This window comes from Elusimicrobiota bacterium, assembly GCA_016721625.1.
Classification (GTDB): domain Bacteria; phylum Elusimicrobiota; class Elusimicrobia; order FEN-1173; family FEN-1173; genus JADKHR01.
Genome location: JADKHR010000001.1, coordinates 1795765 through 1811568, shown reverse-complemented (window position 1 = coordinate 1811568; position 15804 = coordinate 1795765). Strand labels below are relative to the sequence as shown.

15 protein-coding genes, 1 tRNA gene and 1 pseudogene are annotated in these 15804 nt (G+C 58.0%); 5 read left to right on the top strand and 12 right to left on the bottom strand.

Annotated elements, in window-relative coordinates; translation table 11 throughout:
* Positions 1-5: 5 nt before the first annotated feature.
* Positions 6-905, bottom strand: coding sequence for a hypothetical protein (locus tag IPP35_07765; GenBank protein MBL0058993.1), 900 nt, complete (start codon positions 903-905; stop codon positions 6-8).
* Between the two features lie 811 nt (positions 906-1716).
* Between IPP35_07765 and IPP35_07760 the strand changes: the two genes are divergently transcribed.
* Both IPP35_07760 and IPP35_07755 read left to right on the top strand, forming a co-directional pair.
* Complete coding sequence (locus IPP35_07760) at positions 1717-2283, top strand: cytochrome C oxidase subunit II (GenBank protein MBL0058992.1); 567 nt, start codon at positions 1717-1719, stop codon at positions 2281-2283.
* Positions 2280-3899 carry a cbb3-type cytochrome c oxidase subunit I gene (locus IPP35_07755; GenBank protein MBL0058991.1) on the top strand — a complete coding sequence of 540 codons (1620 nt, stop codon included), beginning with the start codon at positions 2280-2282 and terminating at the stop codon, positions 3897-3899. The genes IPP35_07760 and IPP35_07755 overlap by 4 nt, the downstream gene beginning before the upstream one ends.
* A 21-nt stretch (positions 3900-3920) precedes the next feature.
* Here the strand turns inward: IPP35_07755 and IPP35_07750 are convergent, their stop codons facing one another.
* On the bottom strand, positions 3921-4358 hold the full coding sequence (locus IPP35_07750) for a prepilin-type N-terminal cleavage/methylation domain-containing protein (GenBank protein MBL0058990.1): 438 nt from the start codon (positions 4356-4358) through the stop codon (positions 3921-3923).
* A 124-nt stretch (positions 4359-4482) separates the two neighbouring features.
* On the opposite strand from IPP35_07750, the gene IPP35_07745 reads away from it, so the two are divergent.
* Entirely contained in the window at positions 4483-5640 is a 1158-nt protein-coding gene (locus tag IPP35_07745) for an ATP-binding protein (protein ID MBL0058989.1), read from the top strand.
* An 8-nt stretch (positions 5641-5648) separates the two neighbouring features.
* On the opposite strand, the gene IPP35_07740 is transcribed toward IPP35_07745, so the two are convergent.
* On the bottom strand, positions 5649-6098 hold the full coding sequence (locus IPP35_07740; protein MBL0058988.1) for a prepilin-type N-terminal cleavage/methylation domain-containing protein: 450 nt from the start codon (positions 6096-6098) through the stop codon (positions 5649-5651).
* A 163-nt stretch (positions 6099-6261) separates the two neighbouring features.
* Here IPP35_07740 and IPP35_07735 point away from each other — a divergent pair, with 163 nt between their 5' ends.
* Positions 6262-7350 (top strand): nucleotidyltransferase domain-containing protein, encoded by a 1089-nt coding sequence (locus tag IPP35_07735; GenBank protein ID MBL0058987.1) that lies wholly within the window; start codon positions 6262-6264, stop codon positions 7348-7350.
* A gap of 29 nt (positions 7351-7379) precedes the next feature.
* On the opposite strand, the gene IPP35_07730 is transcribed toward IPP35_07735, so the two are convergent.
* The 9 genes and pseudogenes from IPP35_07730 to IPP35_07690 form a co-directional block, all read right to left on the bottom strand.
* Positions 7380-7832 carry a prepilin-type N-terminal cleavage/methylation domain-containing protein gene (locus IPP35_07730; GenBank protein MBL0058986.1) on the bottom strand — a complete coding sequence of 151 codons (453 nt, stop codon included), beginning with the start codon at positions 7830-7832 and terminating at the stop codon, positions 7380-7382.
* Between the two features lie 81 nt (positions 7833-7913).
* Entirely contained in the window at positions 7914-8606 is a 693-nt protein-coding gene (cysE, locus tag IPP35_07725) for a serine O-acetyltransferase (protein ID MBL0058985.1), read from the bottom strand.
* A gap of 233 nt (positions 8607-8839) precedes the next feature.
* A pseudogene (gene cysK / locus IPP35_07720) lies at positions 8840-9789 on the bottom strand (cysteine synthase A).
* The gene (locus IPP35_07715; GenBank protein ID MBL0058984.1) at positions 9786-11036 is read right to left on the bottom strand and encodes an aspartate aminotransferase family protein; all 1251 of its coding nucleotides are present in this window, start codon (positions 11034-11036) and stop codon (positions 9786-9788) included. Before IPP35_07715 ends, cysK begins: the two are co-directional and overlap by 4 nt.
* Entirely contained in the window at positions 11033-11794 is a 762-nt protein-coding gene (gene argB / locus IPP35_07710; protein MBL0058983.1) for an acetylglutamate kinase, read from the bottom strand. Before argB ends, IPP35_07715 begins: the two co-directional genes overlap by 4 nt.
* Positions 11795-11797: 3 nt before the next feature.
* Positions 11798-12385, bottom strand: coding sequence for a 16S rRNA (guanine(966)-N(2))-methyltransferase RsmD (gene rsmD / locus IPP35_07705; protein MBL0058982.1), 588 nt, complete (start codon positions 12383-12385; stop codon positions 11798-11800).
* A gap of 189 nt (positions 12386-12574) precedes the next feature.
* Positions 12575-12647: transfer RNA gene (locus IPP35_07700), tRNA-Ala, on the bottom strand.
* A 446-nt stretch (positions 12648-13093) separates the two neighbouring features.
* Positions 13094-13615: a nucleoside-diphosphate kinase gene (locus IPP35_07695; protein ID MBL0058981.1), complete on the bottom strand. Its 522-nt coding sequence runs from the start codon at positions 13613-13615 to the stop codon at positions 13094-13096.
* Between the two features lie 136 nt (positions 13616-13751).
* Positions 13752-14822: a hypothetical protein gene (locus IPP35_07690; GenBank protein MBL0058980.1), complete on the bottom strand. Its 1071-nt coding sequence runs from the start codon at positions 14820-14822 to the stop codon at positions 13752-13754.
* A 320-nt stretch (positions 14823-15142) separates the two neighbouring features.
* Between IPP35_07690 and IPP35_07685 the strand changes: the two genes are divergently transcribed.
* Positions 15143-15724 carry a hypothetical protein gene (locus IPP35_07685; GenBank protein MBL0058979.1) on the top strand — a complete coding sequence of 194 codons (582 nt, stop codon included), beginning with the start codon at positions 15143-15145 and terminating at the stop codon, positions 15722-15724.
* Positions 15725-15804 lie beyond the last annotated feature (80 nt).

Below are 15804 nucleotides of genomic sequence, written 5' to 3'. Positions count from 1 at the left end.
ATGCCTCAGTCCGGCGGAAACCCGTGGCACCCCGTGCATTGCACCACACGGGTTTGCCGCGTCGTGTGGCACACATTGCACGAAAAGAATTGTCCCGAAAAGTTCCGGTGGTTGGGTCCGCTGGAAGGAGCCGTCACCCCAAGATGGACGAAGGCGGGGTGGACCAATCCCCCGCGGGCAAAGGTCGTCGTCGTGTGGCAGGACGCGCAGTCGGTCGGGTAGCTTTGCGCGGCGTGGTTCGTGGCCGCGGCGGAATTAAATTCGTCGTCATGGCAGGCGTAACAGTTCGTCAACCCCGAATGGTTCATGGTGGCCCCAGCGAAACGGGCCGGCGGGACCCCCACATGGCAGCGCAAACAATCCGTCGGAAACCCCGGTTTTGTGTGTTTCGGTCCGCGGACAAAATCTCCGGCGTGACATTCTATGCAATTGGAACCGGGCGTATGAAAGGGGCGAACATCCTTAAACACCGTGGTGGTGTGGCACCGTTCACAGTCTTGGGGAAACCCGTGGGCCACGTGGTTGGGCGCGGAGTTGTAGTCTTTTTCGTGGCACCCCAGGCAACGGGGGTTCAACCCGCGGAACTCACCGATGATCGTCCGCCCATGGCACTGTTCACACGCCAGCGTTAAATGAGTACCGGAGAGGGGGAACCGAGTCCGATCGTGTCCCGCCACATCCTGTTTCGCCCGCCACACCAAAGAGGTCTTTTCGTGACAGGACTCACAGGTCGTCCCCAATTGGCCCCGGTGCGGATCCACATGGCACCCCCCGCATCCTCGGACAGAAAACTTTTTGACGGGTCCCCGGGCGGTGTGACAACGGGCGCAATGGGCCTGGGCGTGCGGCCCCACCAGAGGGACCCCGGTTTCTTTCCCGTGGTCAAAGTTGAACCCATTTTTCAAGGAGTTTAAGTGTTTCGGTTCATGACAATCATTGCACCCAGGCTTCCCGGGACGACCGAATTGGCGGTTGTGCGGGTCCCGGTGACAGGCAGAGCAATTCGTGGGAGTCCCTGAGAACCGTCGCACCCCCGTCTTTTTGTCTTTGGTGTGGCAACGGGAACAGGCCACGGAACGGTGGGGACCTTCTAACGAAAATTTTTTGTGTTGCGCCAAGGTAAATTCCCCCACCTTGAAATGGGTCTGATGGCATTTCATGCAATGGGTGTATCGACCAACGAATTGATCTCCATGGGGATTGTCATGGCAGACGGAACAAGCCGCCAAGATGCCGAACCCATAACGTTGGGCGGAGGGAAGGGCGGGGTCGTGACAAACGTCGCAGTCTAATTCGTCATGGGGGGGGTGAAGCGTGAATCCTCTGTGTGAGGCATGCCCAGCGATTTCCGAACCAGCGGGAGCCTCCCCGGCCACACCCCGGTTGGGTGAGGAAAGAATAAAACAACAGACGACCGTTGCGGAACTTAAGATTCCGCGAAAGAAATGTCGTGAGGCCGGGGGGTCCATCAACAATGAGGTGGCGATAAGGTGTCCTCCTGATGGTATAAGTATATGGGATTTCCCACACTATTCAAGGGATATTTGGCCAATGATTTTTTTGCGTAGGACATTCTGTTTAATTCCGAAATTCAATGATAAAGGATGAGGTCATCCGGCTCGGGATAAAAACCTGTCCGAGGACATACTTTTCGTGTTCACCTATTAAGTACCCTGATGGCTGACGCCCATACGATAGAAAAAACCAGGAGGGGTTATGATCGATTCTAAATTGGTGTTGTGGGGGCAGACCATTGGCTACACCGCCTACGTCCTGGCCCTCATGGCCGGCATGGGGTGGTTCACCTATAAACTCACGCGCGACGGAACGTCGAAACATGTCCCGAACGGCGTTTTTTACACCGTCGTGGGGGTCCTGGTCGCGGTGGGGGTTTCGCTCCACATCATTACCCACGAAACCATCCCCTGGAAAAAAATCGACCTCAACCGCACCCACATCCAAGCCGACCAGACGTTCGAGATCCGCGTGGCCGATCACAAATTCATTTTGCCGTTGGAGGTCATGACCATCGTGGCGGGGCAGAAGGCTCTTTTTAATGTCACGTCCGATGATCTCACCTACGGGTTTGGCCTTTTCCGCGAAGACAATTCCATGCTGTTTCAAATGCAGGTCCTGCCGGGCCACGTCAACGACATACTCTGGCACTTCGAAACGCCGGGCGTCTATTCCATTCGCTCCACGGAATATTCCGGCCCCAAAGGCATCCAGATGGTGGAGAAAAACGTCGTCCGAGTCGTCGCCAAAGCGGAGGTCCTCCCATGAACTTCTTTCAAACCCTGATGTTTGGAACACGCCAACTCTTTAAGCCGGACACCCTGACACCCATGCAGAAGATGACGCTTCGCTTCGTGGTCATCGGCCTTCTGTGGTATGGCGTCGCGGTTATTGAGGGAATGATCATGCGGGTGTCGCTTGTTAAACCCCTGCCGCCCTTCCCTCCCGCACATTATTTCGCCATCCTGACGGCCCATCCCCTGGTGGGGATCTTCGGGTCCACCTATTCCGTGGTGTTCGGCGCCTTTCTCTTCCTGGTCCCGTTCCTGATGAAAAAACCCCTCTGGAGCCTCAAGATGGGGAACTGGACCTGCGGGTTTCTCGCCATCGGCACCCTGACCTTCTGGGGGGCCGGGTTCCTTAGCCACTACGCGCCGCTCTACACCCTTTATTGGCCCCTCCCGGCGGATTTCACCCAGTTCAGCGTGGTGGGTGGGATTTTCTTTATCCTGGGAATCGCCCTGGTCATGGTGGCAACGGTTTTGTTCGTCATCAACACCTTCAAAACCATCACCTACACCCCCGAGGGCCAACCGGCCCAACCGGCGGGGGCGCTCTTGGCTTCCGCCCTGGGGATCAGTGGGCTTCGAAATCTTTTCTCCCGTGAGAAAAAAGAACATTTGGTCTCTCTGCCCGTGGCCGCCATCGCGCGAGGCACCGTGGACACCGCGCTGAACGCTGGGATCATTCTGTTCACCGGCGTTCTCATCCTGGTCTACATGGTGGCCGCGCTCATGGGGCACGACTTGAAACATTCGGCCATTGATGCGTTGTTATACAAGAACTGGTTCTGGTGGGGGTTGGACTTGATCGCCGACGGGCTGGTGTTGATCTATGTGGCGGGAACCTGGTACCTGTTGGCGACTCTGATCACGGGCAAAAAACTGTTCATGGAAAACTTTGCCCGCGCGGCGCTCTTCGTAGAGATGGTGGTTTCCTGGACGGTGTGGTCCCACCACCTGATGTCCGACCAGGCTCAACCAGCCATTCTAAAAATCGTTTCCGGGGAAATGGTGACGGCCTTCGAGCTTATCACCCAAGGGATGGCCTTCTTCATTACCCTCGTCACGTTATGGAGCGCGCGGCCGCTTAAGATGACGAACCCGCTCAAATTCCTGATCGGCGGCCTACTGGGTTTCGCCCTGGCGGTGCCCGCCGGCATCATGCAGGCGGACCTAGGGTTAAACCGCATCCTCCACAACACCCAATGGATCGTGGGACCCCACGTTCACGTGGCGATCCTGGTGGGATTGACCATGACGCTTTATTCTGCCATATATTACCTGTTCCCCCTTTTAACCAACGGGGCTGAACTCTACAGCCAAAAACTGGCGAACGTGCATTTTTGGGCGCATCTCTTGGGCGGGATCGGCATGGGCGCGTTCATGGGCATGGCGGGTTTGCACGGCATGCTACGCCGAACCATGTACTTTAACGGCGAGTTTTCAGGCTATATGATCTTGGCCGCCCTTTCCGGCTCGCTCTTGTTGCTTGGATTTCTGGCGTTCTTTTTTAATATCGTGATGAGCGTCGGATTACGAGGCGTGGTCGGCCTTTTCCAGCCAGCGAAACTCAAAACTCGGGATTTAGTCTCCGCCCCTTAATTTCGGACCCTTGTTTTGCCGTCACCAAGTGGACCACACCCGGCCGGTGGAGTCGGGGTGATTACAGGACACTGCCAAAGCCCCCGCACCAAAATTAAATTTCCAGGCGCCCGAACCCGGCGGACCCAACCAATCGAACATACCAGCTCCCACTATATTACTCGGCGCATGGGCGGGAACAGTCGGGATGGAAATAGTGGGGATGGCGTCGATGTATTTAGACCCGACGGTCAGACTGCCCAGGGTGGTATAAGGGAAGTTTCCTTCATTGTCGGCATAATAGATTGATATGGCACTCCGCAAACCGCCCAATTGCCCTTTCACCGCCGCCTCTTTGGATTTGATGATGAGCCCCGCGAATTTAGGAATGGCGATGGCCGCCAAGAGCCCAATGATCGCCACCACGAGCATCAGCTCGATCAAGGTGAACCCTAAAGTTCGATCCCGCCCAGGCCGCATGTTTCCCCCTATCCGAAATAGCCCTCTTCCCTTTAAGTTTACCCCCCCCCCCGGATTTTTTCAAGGGCTTTCGCTTTACATTTTTTGAAAAGTGTTATATAAATATGGCGGACTTATTTAAACTATGTTTAACAGACAGATTACCTTCGCCAAGAACCACAGTTTTTTCCTTTTCGGCCCGAGAGGCACGGGGAAAACCCGCTTATTGAAGGAATTCTTTAAGGGACTCCCCCACCTCTACGTGGACCTCCTGGATCCGGACACCCACCAGGAACTGAGCCTCCGACCCAAAGCTCTCGAGGAACGGATGGAGGCCCTCGGCCCAAAAACGAGGTGGGTGGTCGTGGATGAGATTCAGAAGGTCCCCGCGCTCTTGGACGTCGTTCATCGGCAAATCGAATCTCGACGCGTTTTCTTTGCCCTCACGGGGTCGAGCGCCCGAAAACTGAAGACCACGGGAGCGAATTTGTTGGCCGGGCGGGCGTTCATGAATTTCCTTTTCCCTTTAACTTCACGGGAATTGGGGGAACGGTTTTCTCTGAACGAATGTCTCCGGTGGGGAAGTTTGCCGAAAATATTTTCATTGAAAAATGATGGAGAAAAACGGGATTATCTGCGCGCCTACACCCACACCTACCTGCAAGAGGAAATCACCCAGGAACAAGTGGTGCGGAAATTGGATCCCTTTCGGCGTTTCTTGGCGATCGCCGCTCAAATGAGCGGACAAATCGTCAACTTCTCAAAAGTGGCGCGGGACGCGGGGACCTCCATTCCAACAGTTCAATCCTATTTTCAAATATTGGAGGATACGCGCATTGGGTTCCTGCTGGAGTCCTTTCATGAATCCGTCCGAAAACGCCAGCGCGAAAATCCAAAATTCTACTTCTTCGATACCGGCGTTCAACGCGCCTTGGAAAACACCCTGACCCTGGATCTCCTCCCGCGCACGTTCGCTTACGGCGTGGCCTTTGAGCATTTCATCATCAATGAAATCGTGCGGCTGGCCGCCTACGCGAAAAACGATTATCGGTTTTCCTACCTCTGCACGAAAGACGGGGTGGAAATCGATCTGGTGATCGAACGGCCCGGAATGAAAAAAGCCTTGGTCGAGATCAAATCAAGCGACCTCATCAGGCCCGAGGACCTCCGTTCTTTTCGACGACTGGGCACCGATATCCCCCAATCGGACCTTTTTTGTTTTTCCCGAGACCCCCACCCCAAAAAGATCGAAGGAATCCGCTGCCTCCCCTGGCAAACCGGTTTGATCGAATTAGGCCTATAACCGAATCGTCACCACGTGGACCACACCCGGCCGGAGGAGTCGGCGTGGGTGCAGTTCACTGTGAAATAACCCTCCGCAATGCTATAAATCCACGCGGTCGGACCCATCACCGGAGGCCCCGGAGAGAACCAGTCCATTAGAGCGGATGTCGTATTATCATTCGGCACATGGGCGGGAACAGTCGGGATGCGAATAGTTGCGATGGCGGCGATGTATTTAGAACCCACGGTTAGAGCACCCGGAGGGAAACCAGGGAAGATTCCTTCATTGTCGGCATAATAGATTGATATGGCACTCCGCAAACCGCCCAATTGCCCTTTCACCGCCGCCTCTTTTGATTTGATGATGAGCCCCGCGAATTTAGGAATGGCGATGGCCGCCAAGAGCCCAATGATCGCCACCACGAGCATCAGCTCGATCAGCGTGAACCCCCAAGATGGATCCCGCCCAGGCCGCATGTTTCCCCCTATCCGAAATAGCCCTCTTCCCTTTAAGTTTACCCCCCCCCGGATTTTTTCAAGGTTTTTCTTTGGAACCGATTTTAGGAGGGGCTTTTTCCGTGCCGGTCGTCGTGCGGGAAGCCCTTGCGGTTATACGTGGATTGATTATAATCTACGTATAATGGATTTCGTTCGCCCCTCCAAACAAGACCTGACGACACAAACCCTCTTCGCCGAACTTTTGGATCACGTCAAGATCTTTGAGGCGAGCCGATCTTTGGGGCATGTCCCTGGAACATTTGTGACGAAGACGATCAAGGGAATCCCCTACTATTATTTTCAAGCCTCGATTCCCGGAGGGGAAACGCGCCAGGCTTACATTGGGAAACAATCTCCAACTCTGGATCGGGTGGCCGCGCAGTTTGCCGCGGAAAAATCTTCTTTGGCAACAGAAGAAAAGGACATGCAAAGGCTCTGCGCCCAATTGAGGACCGGGGGTGCCATCTCCACAGAAGCTTCCGCCGTCCGCGTGCTGGAAGCCCTGTCCGACACCGGCTTATTTCACGCGGGAGGCGTTTTGGTGGGAACCCACGCCATGGCTGTTTTTGGCAATTTGCTGGGAGCCCGTTGGGCCTCCGGCGCGCTTCGCACGCAAGATATCGACGTGGCGTTTCCGGCTGTCGAAGTGGCCGTGCCGAACCACGCGGGGGATTTGCCAACAGCCTTGGAGAGGCTCAAAATGGGTTTCCTTCCGGTTCCCGCTTTGAATTCGCGGAAACCTTCCTCGTCATTCAAAGTGAGGGGAAGCGCTCTGCGTTTGGACATCCTGACGCCGGCCCGAGCGGGATCCGAGAAACCCATATTCCTCCCCCGATGGAATACGGCGGCCCAGCCCTTGCCTTTTCTTGATTATTTGCTGGAGGAACCCCTTCCCGGCGCCGTCATCAACGGAAAACCCGTTTTTGTTCACGTTCCCCCACCGGCACGGTTTGCCTTCCACAAATTGATTATTCAAGGCGAACGCTGGGCGGGCGACGCGGCGCGGTCCTCAAAAGATGTCCACCAAAGCGGCCAACTTTTTTCATTATTGCTTGACGATCGGCCTGGAGATATCTCCTTGGCTTGGGACGCTCTTCAAAAACGCGGCCATTCCTGGGTAACGAAAGCTCGGCGGGGGTTGGGTGTCCTGAAAAGCATTGGATTTCCCCGCACAGAGGAGTTGTTGAATCTTCTCTCCATTGACCGACCCCGCTCACCCGATAGGAATTGACCGAAGCAGGCCCACCCAAAACCGAAACATCACCACGTGGACCACACCCGGCCCGTGGAGTCGGGGTGGGTGCAGTTCACTCGCATTTCTCCTCCGGACAAAAACCAGCCCCATCCGGGGCCGGTTCCACCAAGTGATCCTGGGGCAATCAGACCCCAGTCACCAAACGGATGGGTCACCCCGTTGCCAATGGGATGGGCCGCGTATGTCGGAATGGAAATAGAAGGCAAAACATCGAGATATTTTCCACTAGCTGTCAACGAGTCTAAATTTGCAGGGATATTTCCCTCATTGTCCGCATAATAGATGCTGACGGCGCTCCGAAAAGCCCCCAACTTCCCCTTCACCGCCGCCTCTTTGGATTTGATGATGAGCCCAGCGAATTTGGGGAGGGCAATGGCCGCCAAGAGCCCAATGATCGCCACCACGAGCATCAACTCGATCAGGGTGAACCCCCAAGGTCGATCCCGCCCAGGCCGCATGTCTCCCCCTATCCGAAATAGCCCTCTTCCCTTTAAGTTTACCCCCCCCCTGATTTTTTCAAGGGTTTTCTTGGGAATGATTTAGATGGAGAAGTCTTGGCCGTGCCAGACGCCGTGGTCGGGGGTGGGGAGGTGGGGGCCGGGTTTGCCCCGGTGCTTTTCCAGGGTTTCCACCCGGGCGATCAGGGCGGCCAGGGTGTCGCCCAGAACGTCGGGCATGCGGCCGTGTTCAAGGTCCGGCGCGCGGCTGGGGGCGTGGGGGCCGCGTTTGATGATTTCTCCGGGGACGCCCACCACCACGGAGTCCGCGGGAACATTTTTCACCACCACGGCGTTGGCGCCGATGCGGCTTCGTTCGCCGATGGTGACCGCGCCCAAAATTTTAGCGCCGGCGCCCACCACCACGCCTTCCGCCAGGGTGGGATGGCGTTTTCCTTTGGCGAGGGTCGTGCCACCCAGAGTGACGCCCTGATAGAGCGTGACGTCCGGACCGATCTCGGCGGTTTCACCGATCACGACCCCCATGCCGTGGTCGATAAAGAGCCCCTGGCCGATGACGGCTCCAGGGTGAATTTCGATTCCGGTCATTACCCGGGCGAAGGAGGAGACGCCTCTCGCGAGCAGTTTAAGACCGGCCCGCCAGAAGGGGTGCGCCAGCCGATGGGCCCAGAGGGCATGCACGCCGGGATAAAAAAGAATGACCTCCAGCGGGCCCCGGGCCGCGGGATCGCGGTCCAGGGCGGCTTTCACGTCTTGCCAAAGAGTTTTGATCATGGTCTTTGTCCGATCACCAACGAATTTTCCAGTGCTGGTTCCCTCTCCCGGTCGCCGGAGAGTCATTTGAGAATTGTATTTCTTTAGCCGCCCGTTGCATCCGACGGGGCATGCCTTTTGTAGTGGCCCCATTTATGGGGCCACCGTTTTCCGCGACGACTTCTAACGGAAGACCGCCCGATTAATCGGGCAACTACAAAAATCGCTTCGGAACGCTAAAGAGACGTTGAGAACTAAATGCCCTGTTGGGGCTCCTCGGCCAGGTGGGAGAAAAGCGCGGTGCTGAGGTAGCGCTCGCCGAAGGACGGGATGATGACCACGATCATTTTCCCTTTCATGTCGGGACGGCGGGCGACCTCCAAGGCGGCCCACACGGCCGCACCCGAGGAGATACCTCCCAAAACGCCCTCTTCCCTGGCCAGACGGCGGGCGGTGGTCATGGCGTCGTCGTTTTTCACCCGCACCACTTCGTCGTAGATCTTGGTGTTCAAATTGTCCGGAACGAACCCGGCGCCGATCCCCTGGATCGGGTGCGGGCCTTTCGGCCCGCCGGAGAGAACCGCGGAGGCGTCCTGTTCCACGGCCACCATCCGAGTGGACGGTTTGTTCTTTTCAAAACTTCGCCCACCCCGGTGATGGTTCCCCCGGTGCCCACGCCGGAAATGACGACGTCCACTTGCCCATCGGTGTCCCGCCAGATTTCTTGGGCGGTGGTGCGGCGGTGGACCTCGGGGTTGGCGGGGTTTTTAAATTGTTGGGGCATGAAGCAGTTCGGGTCGGCTTTCACCATGGCTTCGGCCCATTTGATGGCGCCCGTCATTCCTTCCGGGCCCGGCGTCAAAACCAGTTCGGCTCCATAGGCTCGAAGAAGAATCCGCCGTTCCTTGCTCATGGTTTCGGGCATGGTGAGGATCAAACGGTAGCCTCGGGCGGCGCAGACCATGGCCAAGGCGATTCCCGTGTTGCCGCTGGTGGGTTCCACGATAATGGTGCCGGGTTTGATCTTTCCATCGCGCTCCGCCGCTTCGATCATGGCCACGCCAATCCGGTCTTTGACACTGTGGGCGGGGTTCATGTATTCCAACTTCAAAACCACTTCCCCGGGGAGATCCTTCGCCATCCGGTTCAACCGCACGAGCGGGGTGTGGCCGACCAACTCCGTCACATCTTTTGCGATTTTCATGGTTCACTCCTGGGAGTTTTAGAAAATTGACTGAACACCGCCTTTAGGATGCCTACCCCTTGCCGGACCTGGGCATCTGTTAAGAAGAAGGGGGGCAAAAGGCGGATCACCGTGTCCGCCGTGCAATTGACGAGGAGGCCGGCCTCCCGCGCCAGACCCACGACGTCGGCCCCGGGGCGGTCCAGTTCCACCCCGATCATGAGCCCCGCTCCACGAACGTCTTTGATGAACGGAAACTCCGTCCGCCACCCGGCGATTTGGCCCCGAATATAATGTCCCATGCCCTTCACGCGGTCCAAAACGCGGGGGGTTAACTGTTCCAGAACGGCGAGGGCGGCCCGGCAGGGCACGGCGCCGCCGCCAAACGTCGTGGCGTGGTCCCCCGGATGCAGGAGATCGGCGATTTCGCCCCGGGCCAGCACCGCGCCCAGTGGCAAACCGTTGGCCAACCCCTTGGCGGTGGACAGGATGTGGGGGACCACCCCCGGCGGCACCACGTCGGGGTTTTGGTACGCGAAAAGCGTTCCCGTGCGGCCGATCCCGGTTTGAACCTCGTCGAACATCAAGAGAAGGTTGTTCTCCAGGCAGAGGTCCGCCAATTCCTTGAAAAAAGACGGCGGCACGGTCCGCACGCCCCCTTCCCCTTGGATGGGTTCCACCAACACAGCGCACGTCCGGGCCGTCAGCCGGGACCGGACGGAAGCCAGGTCGCCGAACTTCGCCACGGGAAAACCCGACAGGAGAGGCCCAAAGGCTTCCTGATATTTCTTCTGGGGAGTGGCGGAAAGCGCCCCCATCGTTCGGCCGTGGAAGGCGGACTCGAAAACGATGATCTCGTGGCGGGGCCCTTCCCGGCCCGGGTTGATCGTGCCGAACCGCCGGGCGAGTTTGATGGCGCCCTCGTTGGCTTCCGCCCCGGAATTGGTGAAGAACACTTTGCCGCCGAAGGTGCGGGTGGAAAGCTCCCGCGCCAACTCCCGTTGGGGGAGGGTGCTGTAAATGTTGGAGGTGTGGACCAGCGTTTTCACCTGGCGTGCCACCACCCGGGCCACCGCCTGGTTGGCGTGGCCGAGGTTACAAACCGCCAAGCCGGAAAAAAAGTCCAGGTATCTTTTTCCCGCGTCGTCCCAAAGCCAGGGCCCCTTCCCGCGGACGAAGGTGACGGGCTGTCGCCGGTAGGTGTTAAAAAGGTAAGGAGACTCGACAAAAGGCGGGGGGGCGGCGGAACCGTTCAAGGGGTCGCTCATGGAAGAAGCCTCGTGCCGCTCATTTTGGCAAGACCGGCGCGGCCGTCGATGATGTTGATTTCTTTGACGCCCTTTCGAAGCGCGTTCCGGCAGGAGAGAACCTTGGGGATCATGCCCCCCGTGATGATTTTCCCGTCGATCCATTTTTTGATGTCGGAGGCCCGGATCACCGGGATCGTTTTTTTGTCCGCGCCCAACACGCCCGGGACATCGGTCAAATAAATCAGCCGCCGCGCCTGGAGCGCCACGGCCAGGGCGGCCGCGGCTTCGTCGGCGTTCACGTTCAACGCCCCGAAATCCCCGCCCGCCGCCACAGAGGAAAGAACGGGAAGGAACCCCCCCGCCAACAGCGTCAAAACGAGTTTTGGGTCGGCCTTGGACGGCTCGCCCACGCGCCCCAGGTCCGGCACCGGTTTGGCCCGCAAGAGGCCTCCGTCCCGGCCCGACAAACCCACCGCATCGGCCCCCAGGGCTTGAAGTTCTCCCACCAAATTTTTGTTCACCTGACCGGAGAGAACCCCCTCGACCACGGCCATGGCCGCGTCGTCCGTCACCCGCCGCCCCTGAACCCAACGGGACACGATGCCCATCTTGTCCAAAGCGGCGTTGATCTCCGGACCCCCGCCGTGAACCAGGACGAGCGGCTCCTTTTTCGCGATCCGCGCCGCGTCCTTCAAAAAGGACCGGCGGGCCCCCTGGTCCGACAGCAGACTGCCGCCAAATTTAACGACCCACACATTCTTCGCTTTGTTCGCCATATTTTAAGACCCCTCGGTTGCGCGTTCTTTCCGTCGAAAAAAAGACAAACAACTGTCACCGTAGAAATTTTGGCGGAACAGTTCCCACCCGTCTGGAAGGCCGGTCATGGGTTCTTTCTTGTGGTGTTGACCGATGACGATTCCGGCGGGGGCCAATACCCCGGTCTGGTCCAGGGCCCGCAAGGCCGGAATGGTGAGCGCCAGAGGCCGCTTTTCCTCATCCTTGTAAGGAGGGCCCATGAAAACGAGTTCGAATTGGTCGCCCACCAAAACCCGCATCTCGTGGACCACGTCGGCCCGGACCACGCGGGACCGCGGGGTGAAACCCAAGACGTCCAAATTTTTCGAAATCATTCGGCAGGAGGTCGGGCTTGCGTCAACGAATACGGCGGAGGACGCGCCGTTGGAAAGGGCTTCAATCCCCACCGTGCCCGTGCCCGCGAAGAGGTCCAGAAACCGCGAACCCGCCAGCCGGGGACGAAGGATATCGAAAAGGGATTTTCGGATTCGGGCCAGGATGGGCCGAACCTCGGGACCTGTCGGAAGGGCTTTGATCGATCGCCCCCGAGCCGAGCCTGATTGCACGCGCATGGACATCGCCGTCACCGCCTCGGGTCCCTGTGGGCCCCGGAAAAAAGAACCTAACCCCTCAAGAGGTTAGGTTCTTTTTAAAAATGTGGAGCTGATCGTGGTTTCCGGCCTAGCGGCCTCCAACCATTCCGGAGGCCCCTGGCCTCGGTCCGGTGGCCCCGATCAGCACTCATGTTACACATTAAATTGTGGAGCTGATCGGGATCGAACCGACGACCTCCTGCATGCCATGCAGGCGCTCTCCCAGCTGAGCTACAGCCCCTTCCTACAAAGATGTTCACCCTGAATTGTTGGGGCAGTCCCGACGCCTTTAGTCGGGACAGCCCCGTTTTGAACAACCAATGTTCACCCTGAATTGTTGGGGCGGTTTCTGCGCTAACGCGCTCCAACCATTTCCTCGGCCCCCACGCCTCGGTCACAGTCCCGACGCCTTTAGTCGGGACAGCCCCGTTTTGAACAACCAATGTTCACCCTGAATTGTTGGGGCGGTTTCCGCGCTAACGCGCTCCAACCATTTCCTCGGCCCCCACGCCTCGGTCACAGTCCTCGCGCCGTTAGCGAGGGCAACCCCAGTGGAGGGGTCGGCCCTATGGGCCGCCACGGGCACCCGAAACTCTGTGAAGGGTGCCATCCTCCTTAAAAACGACTTACCGCTTTCCAGGGATGCCTATTCTACCTCATCCCCGACGAAAAACCAAGGAAGGGGGGTTACGCCCAGACGGTCACATCCTGGGCTTCGGCGCGGACCTTCTTGGTGGGGTAGATATCCATCATGATTTCTTCCGGTTTGAACCAAAGCTTGATCTCCCGTTCCGAGTCTTTTGCGTCGGAGGACGCGTGAATCACGTTCTCAAAAACGCCCTTGGTCGTGATGCGCCCAAAGGCCCCGCGGATCGAGACGGAGTCGGCCTCTTCGGGGTTGGTGGCGCCGGCGATTTCACGGATGCGTTTGATGGCGTTGGGGCCCTTGTAGACCAGGGCCATCACCCGCTCGAAATCCGGGCCGTAAGGTTTTCCCTGGATGTAATCGAGGAGATCGTTAAAAAAGGGTTTCCCCTTCAGGTGAATGTAATGTTGCTCGGCAAGTTCGCGCGAGACGTGAAGGACCTTGGCGCCGATGATCATGAACCGCGCCTCGGCCAGTTTGGTCAGGATGTTCCCGGTCAAGGACTTCTTCAGCCCGTCGGGCTTTACAATAACCAGGGTGTTCTCAATCAATTCGTCGGCCATGGGACTCCCTCCCGGGGATCAGATGCCCCGATGTTACCACTCCCCGTCGAACCCTGTCAACGTGAGAAGGAGAGTTTTTTCGCCTGAAAGAGCTGGTTCATCAAGTTCTCCCAGGGGACTCGTTAAAGGGGCGGGATTACTTTTGGGCGATGACGAAGAGAAGCGAGGTGTCCAGCATCATCCAGAGGAGGGACAGGATCAGGACGATCTCGACGGCGATGAAAAAGTTGGTGGAGATGAAATCCCGGGCGGAGTTGTAGGACTGCTCGATCCGTTCCAGTTTGGTATCGACCGCTTTCGACAGTTCGTCGATATCGAACTCGCGCTCGACGTTTTTGTAGATCGTCCGCAGGTGCCAGTCGGAATCGATCCGGGGAATGTTGGCCTGGACGTTGTGCAAGCTGTCCACGATGGCCAGCTTGTCCCGCACGAAGTCCATGGCCTCCCGGGAGAACGTTTGGTAGCGACCCGGCATGGCCCAAAATTTGAAGTAGGGAGGAAGGTTCGCCAGGAGGGCCTGGGCCTTGTCGATTTCTTTTTCCAGAAGGAAGTTGTAGGCCCGCAGGCTCCAATAGAGCGCGTAGGCCAGCCGGATGAGGTCCAAAATCGTTTGGGATTCCGCCGAACTGACCGCCGCGCCGAACCGCTTGATCAGGATCAGCTCGTTTTCGTAGTAGCCGAAGTTCCGGGGTTTTTCCTGCTCCAAAACGAAGTCGGAGAGCGCGTCGTAGTTCGGCTCGCCGGACACCAGGCCCGTCAAGGCTTTTTGGTTCTGGCTGACGAAATCGCCCGCGTTTTCCACCACGCCTTTTTCGAAAACGAAAATCGGAAAGGGGTCCACCTCTTCCAGCCGGCGGTCGTAGGTGTGGCTGGCGAACCGCTTGGCGTTGGCGATGACGCCGTCCACCAACGTGTGGGCCCATTCGGTGATGGAAGAACCCCCCACCGTGAGCGCCTCCGTCCGGCAGGAAAGCGTGGCCAGGAAATCCAGTTCCCCCTCCACCGCGAAAACCAACTCCAATAACCCCACGCCGAACTTGTAGATCTGAGCCATCACGTGCACGTCCGAAAAAACCCGCCCGCCGAAAGCCAGGTTCTCCACGGGTCGGCTGGCGACATCCTTGGCGATGGCCTTGGCGTCCGCGCCGACGAAGTCGAGCTCGAGCCCCAAGTCGAATGGAATCACGATGTGAACGGTTGTTTTCATGGCCGGAATAAAGGGTAAGCCTTAGACGGCCGGCTGTCAATGGTTTTCAAGCCGCCCAAAAAATCCGATAAGAGACCAAGAATCGGTTCCTTCCCCCCTTGAGGGGGAAGGTTAGGATGGGGGGTGTCTTCCGTCTCCGTCGGTACCGCCGGTCCCCCCACCCCCCCCCCCCCCCCCCCCCCCCCGCCCCCCTCGAGGGGGGAGGGAGACCGTCCTTGTCATTTTTCACCGCTTTGGTGAAGTCCTTCCGACTGAAAATAGTTCTTATCGGAGGATTTGGGAAGCCGGATGGAAGGCCCCCCAATTTATACAATGCGGGAATGAAGCGATGGTCACTGGCGTTCGGGTTGGTGTTCGCGGCAATGCCGAGCCGCGGGGAAGAGGGGGTTCGGTTGCCCTCCCTCTCGTCAGGAACGGTCAAAATGGGGAAGGATTCGACCACCATTCGCTATCCGTTCGGCGAAGTGGTGGTTCCCTTGGAATCGGTTCGCGAGACCTCGGCGGAAAAAACGGAGATCGGAAAACTTCACGCCCGGACCCTGGGGACGTTCCGTCTGTCCTATCAGCTCGGGAAGGAAGGGGATCTTTTCGTGGCACGCCAAGTTCGGGTGTGGGTGGAGAACAGAGAAGAGTATTTGTCGCCCGCCACCCCGAAACTCCGCGAGCACGAGGCCATGCACCGCCGGATCAATGAGGCGGAAGCTCGACGGATGGAAGCGGCGCTGGCGTCGTTCCAAACGAAAGCGTCCAACGCGACCATCGCCGAACGCCGATTCAAAACCGAATTCCAAACCCAGGTCGCCGCCGCGAAAAAGCTCCACGCCGATTGGGACGAAAACCACGTTTTCATCCGTCCCTCCACCGACACCGTCAAGGTTGAAACCATTTACTTCAACCCGTAACGGGGGTCGTTTCAAAATTCGGAAAGGGAGGCCGCTCCCACGCGGCACTTCCGCTAACGCGGTCGGGATTCCCCCCTCCC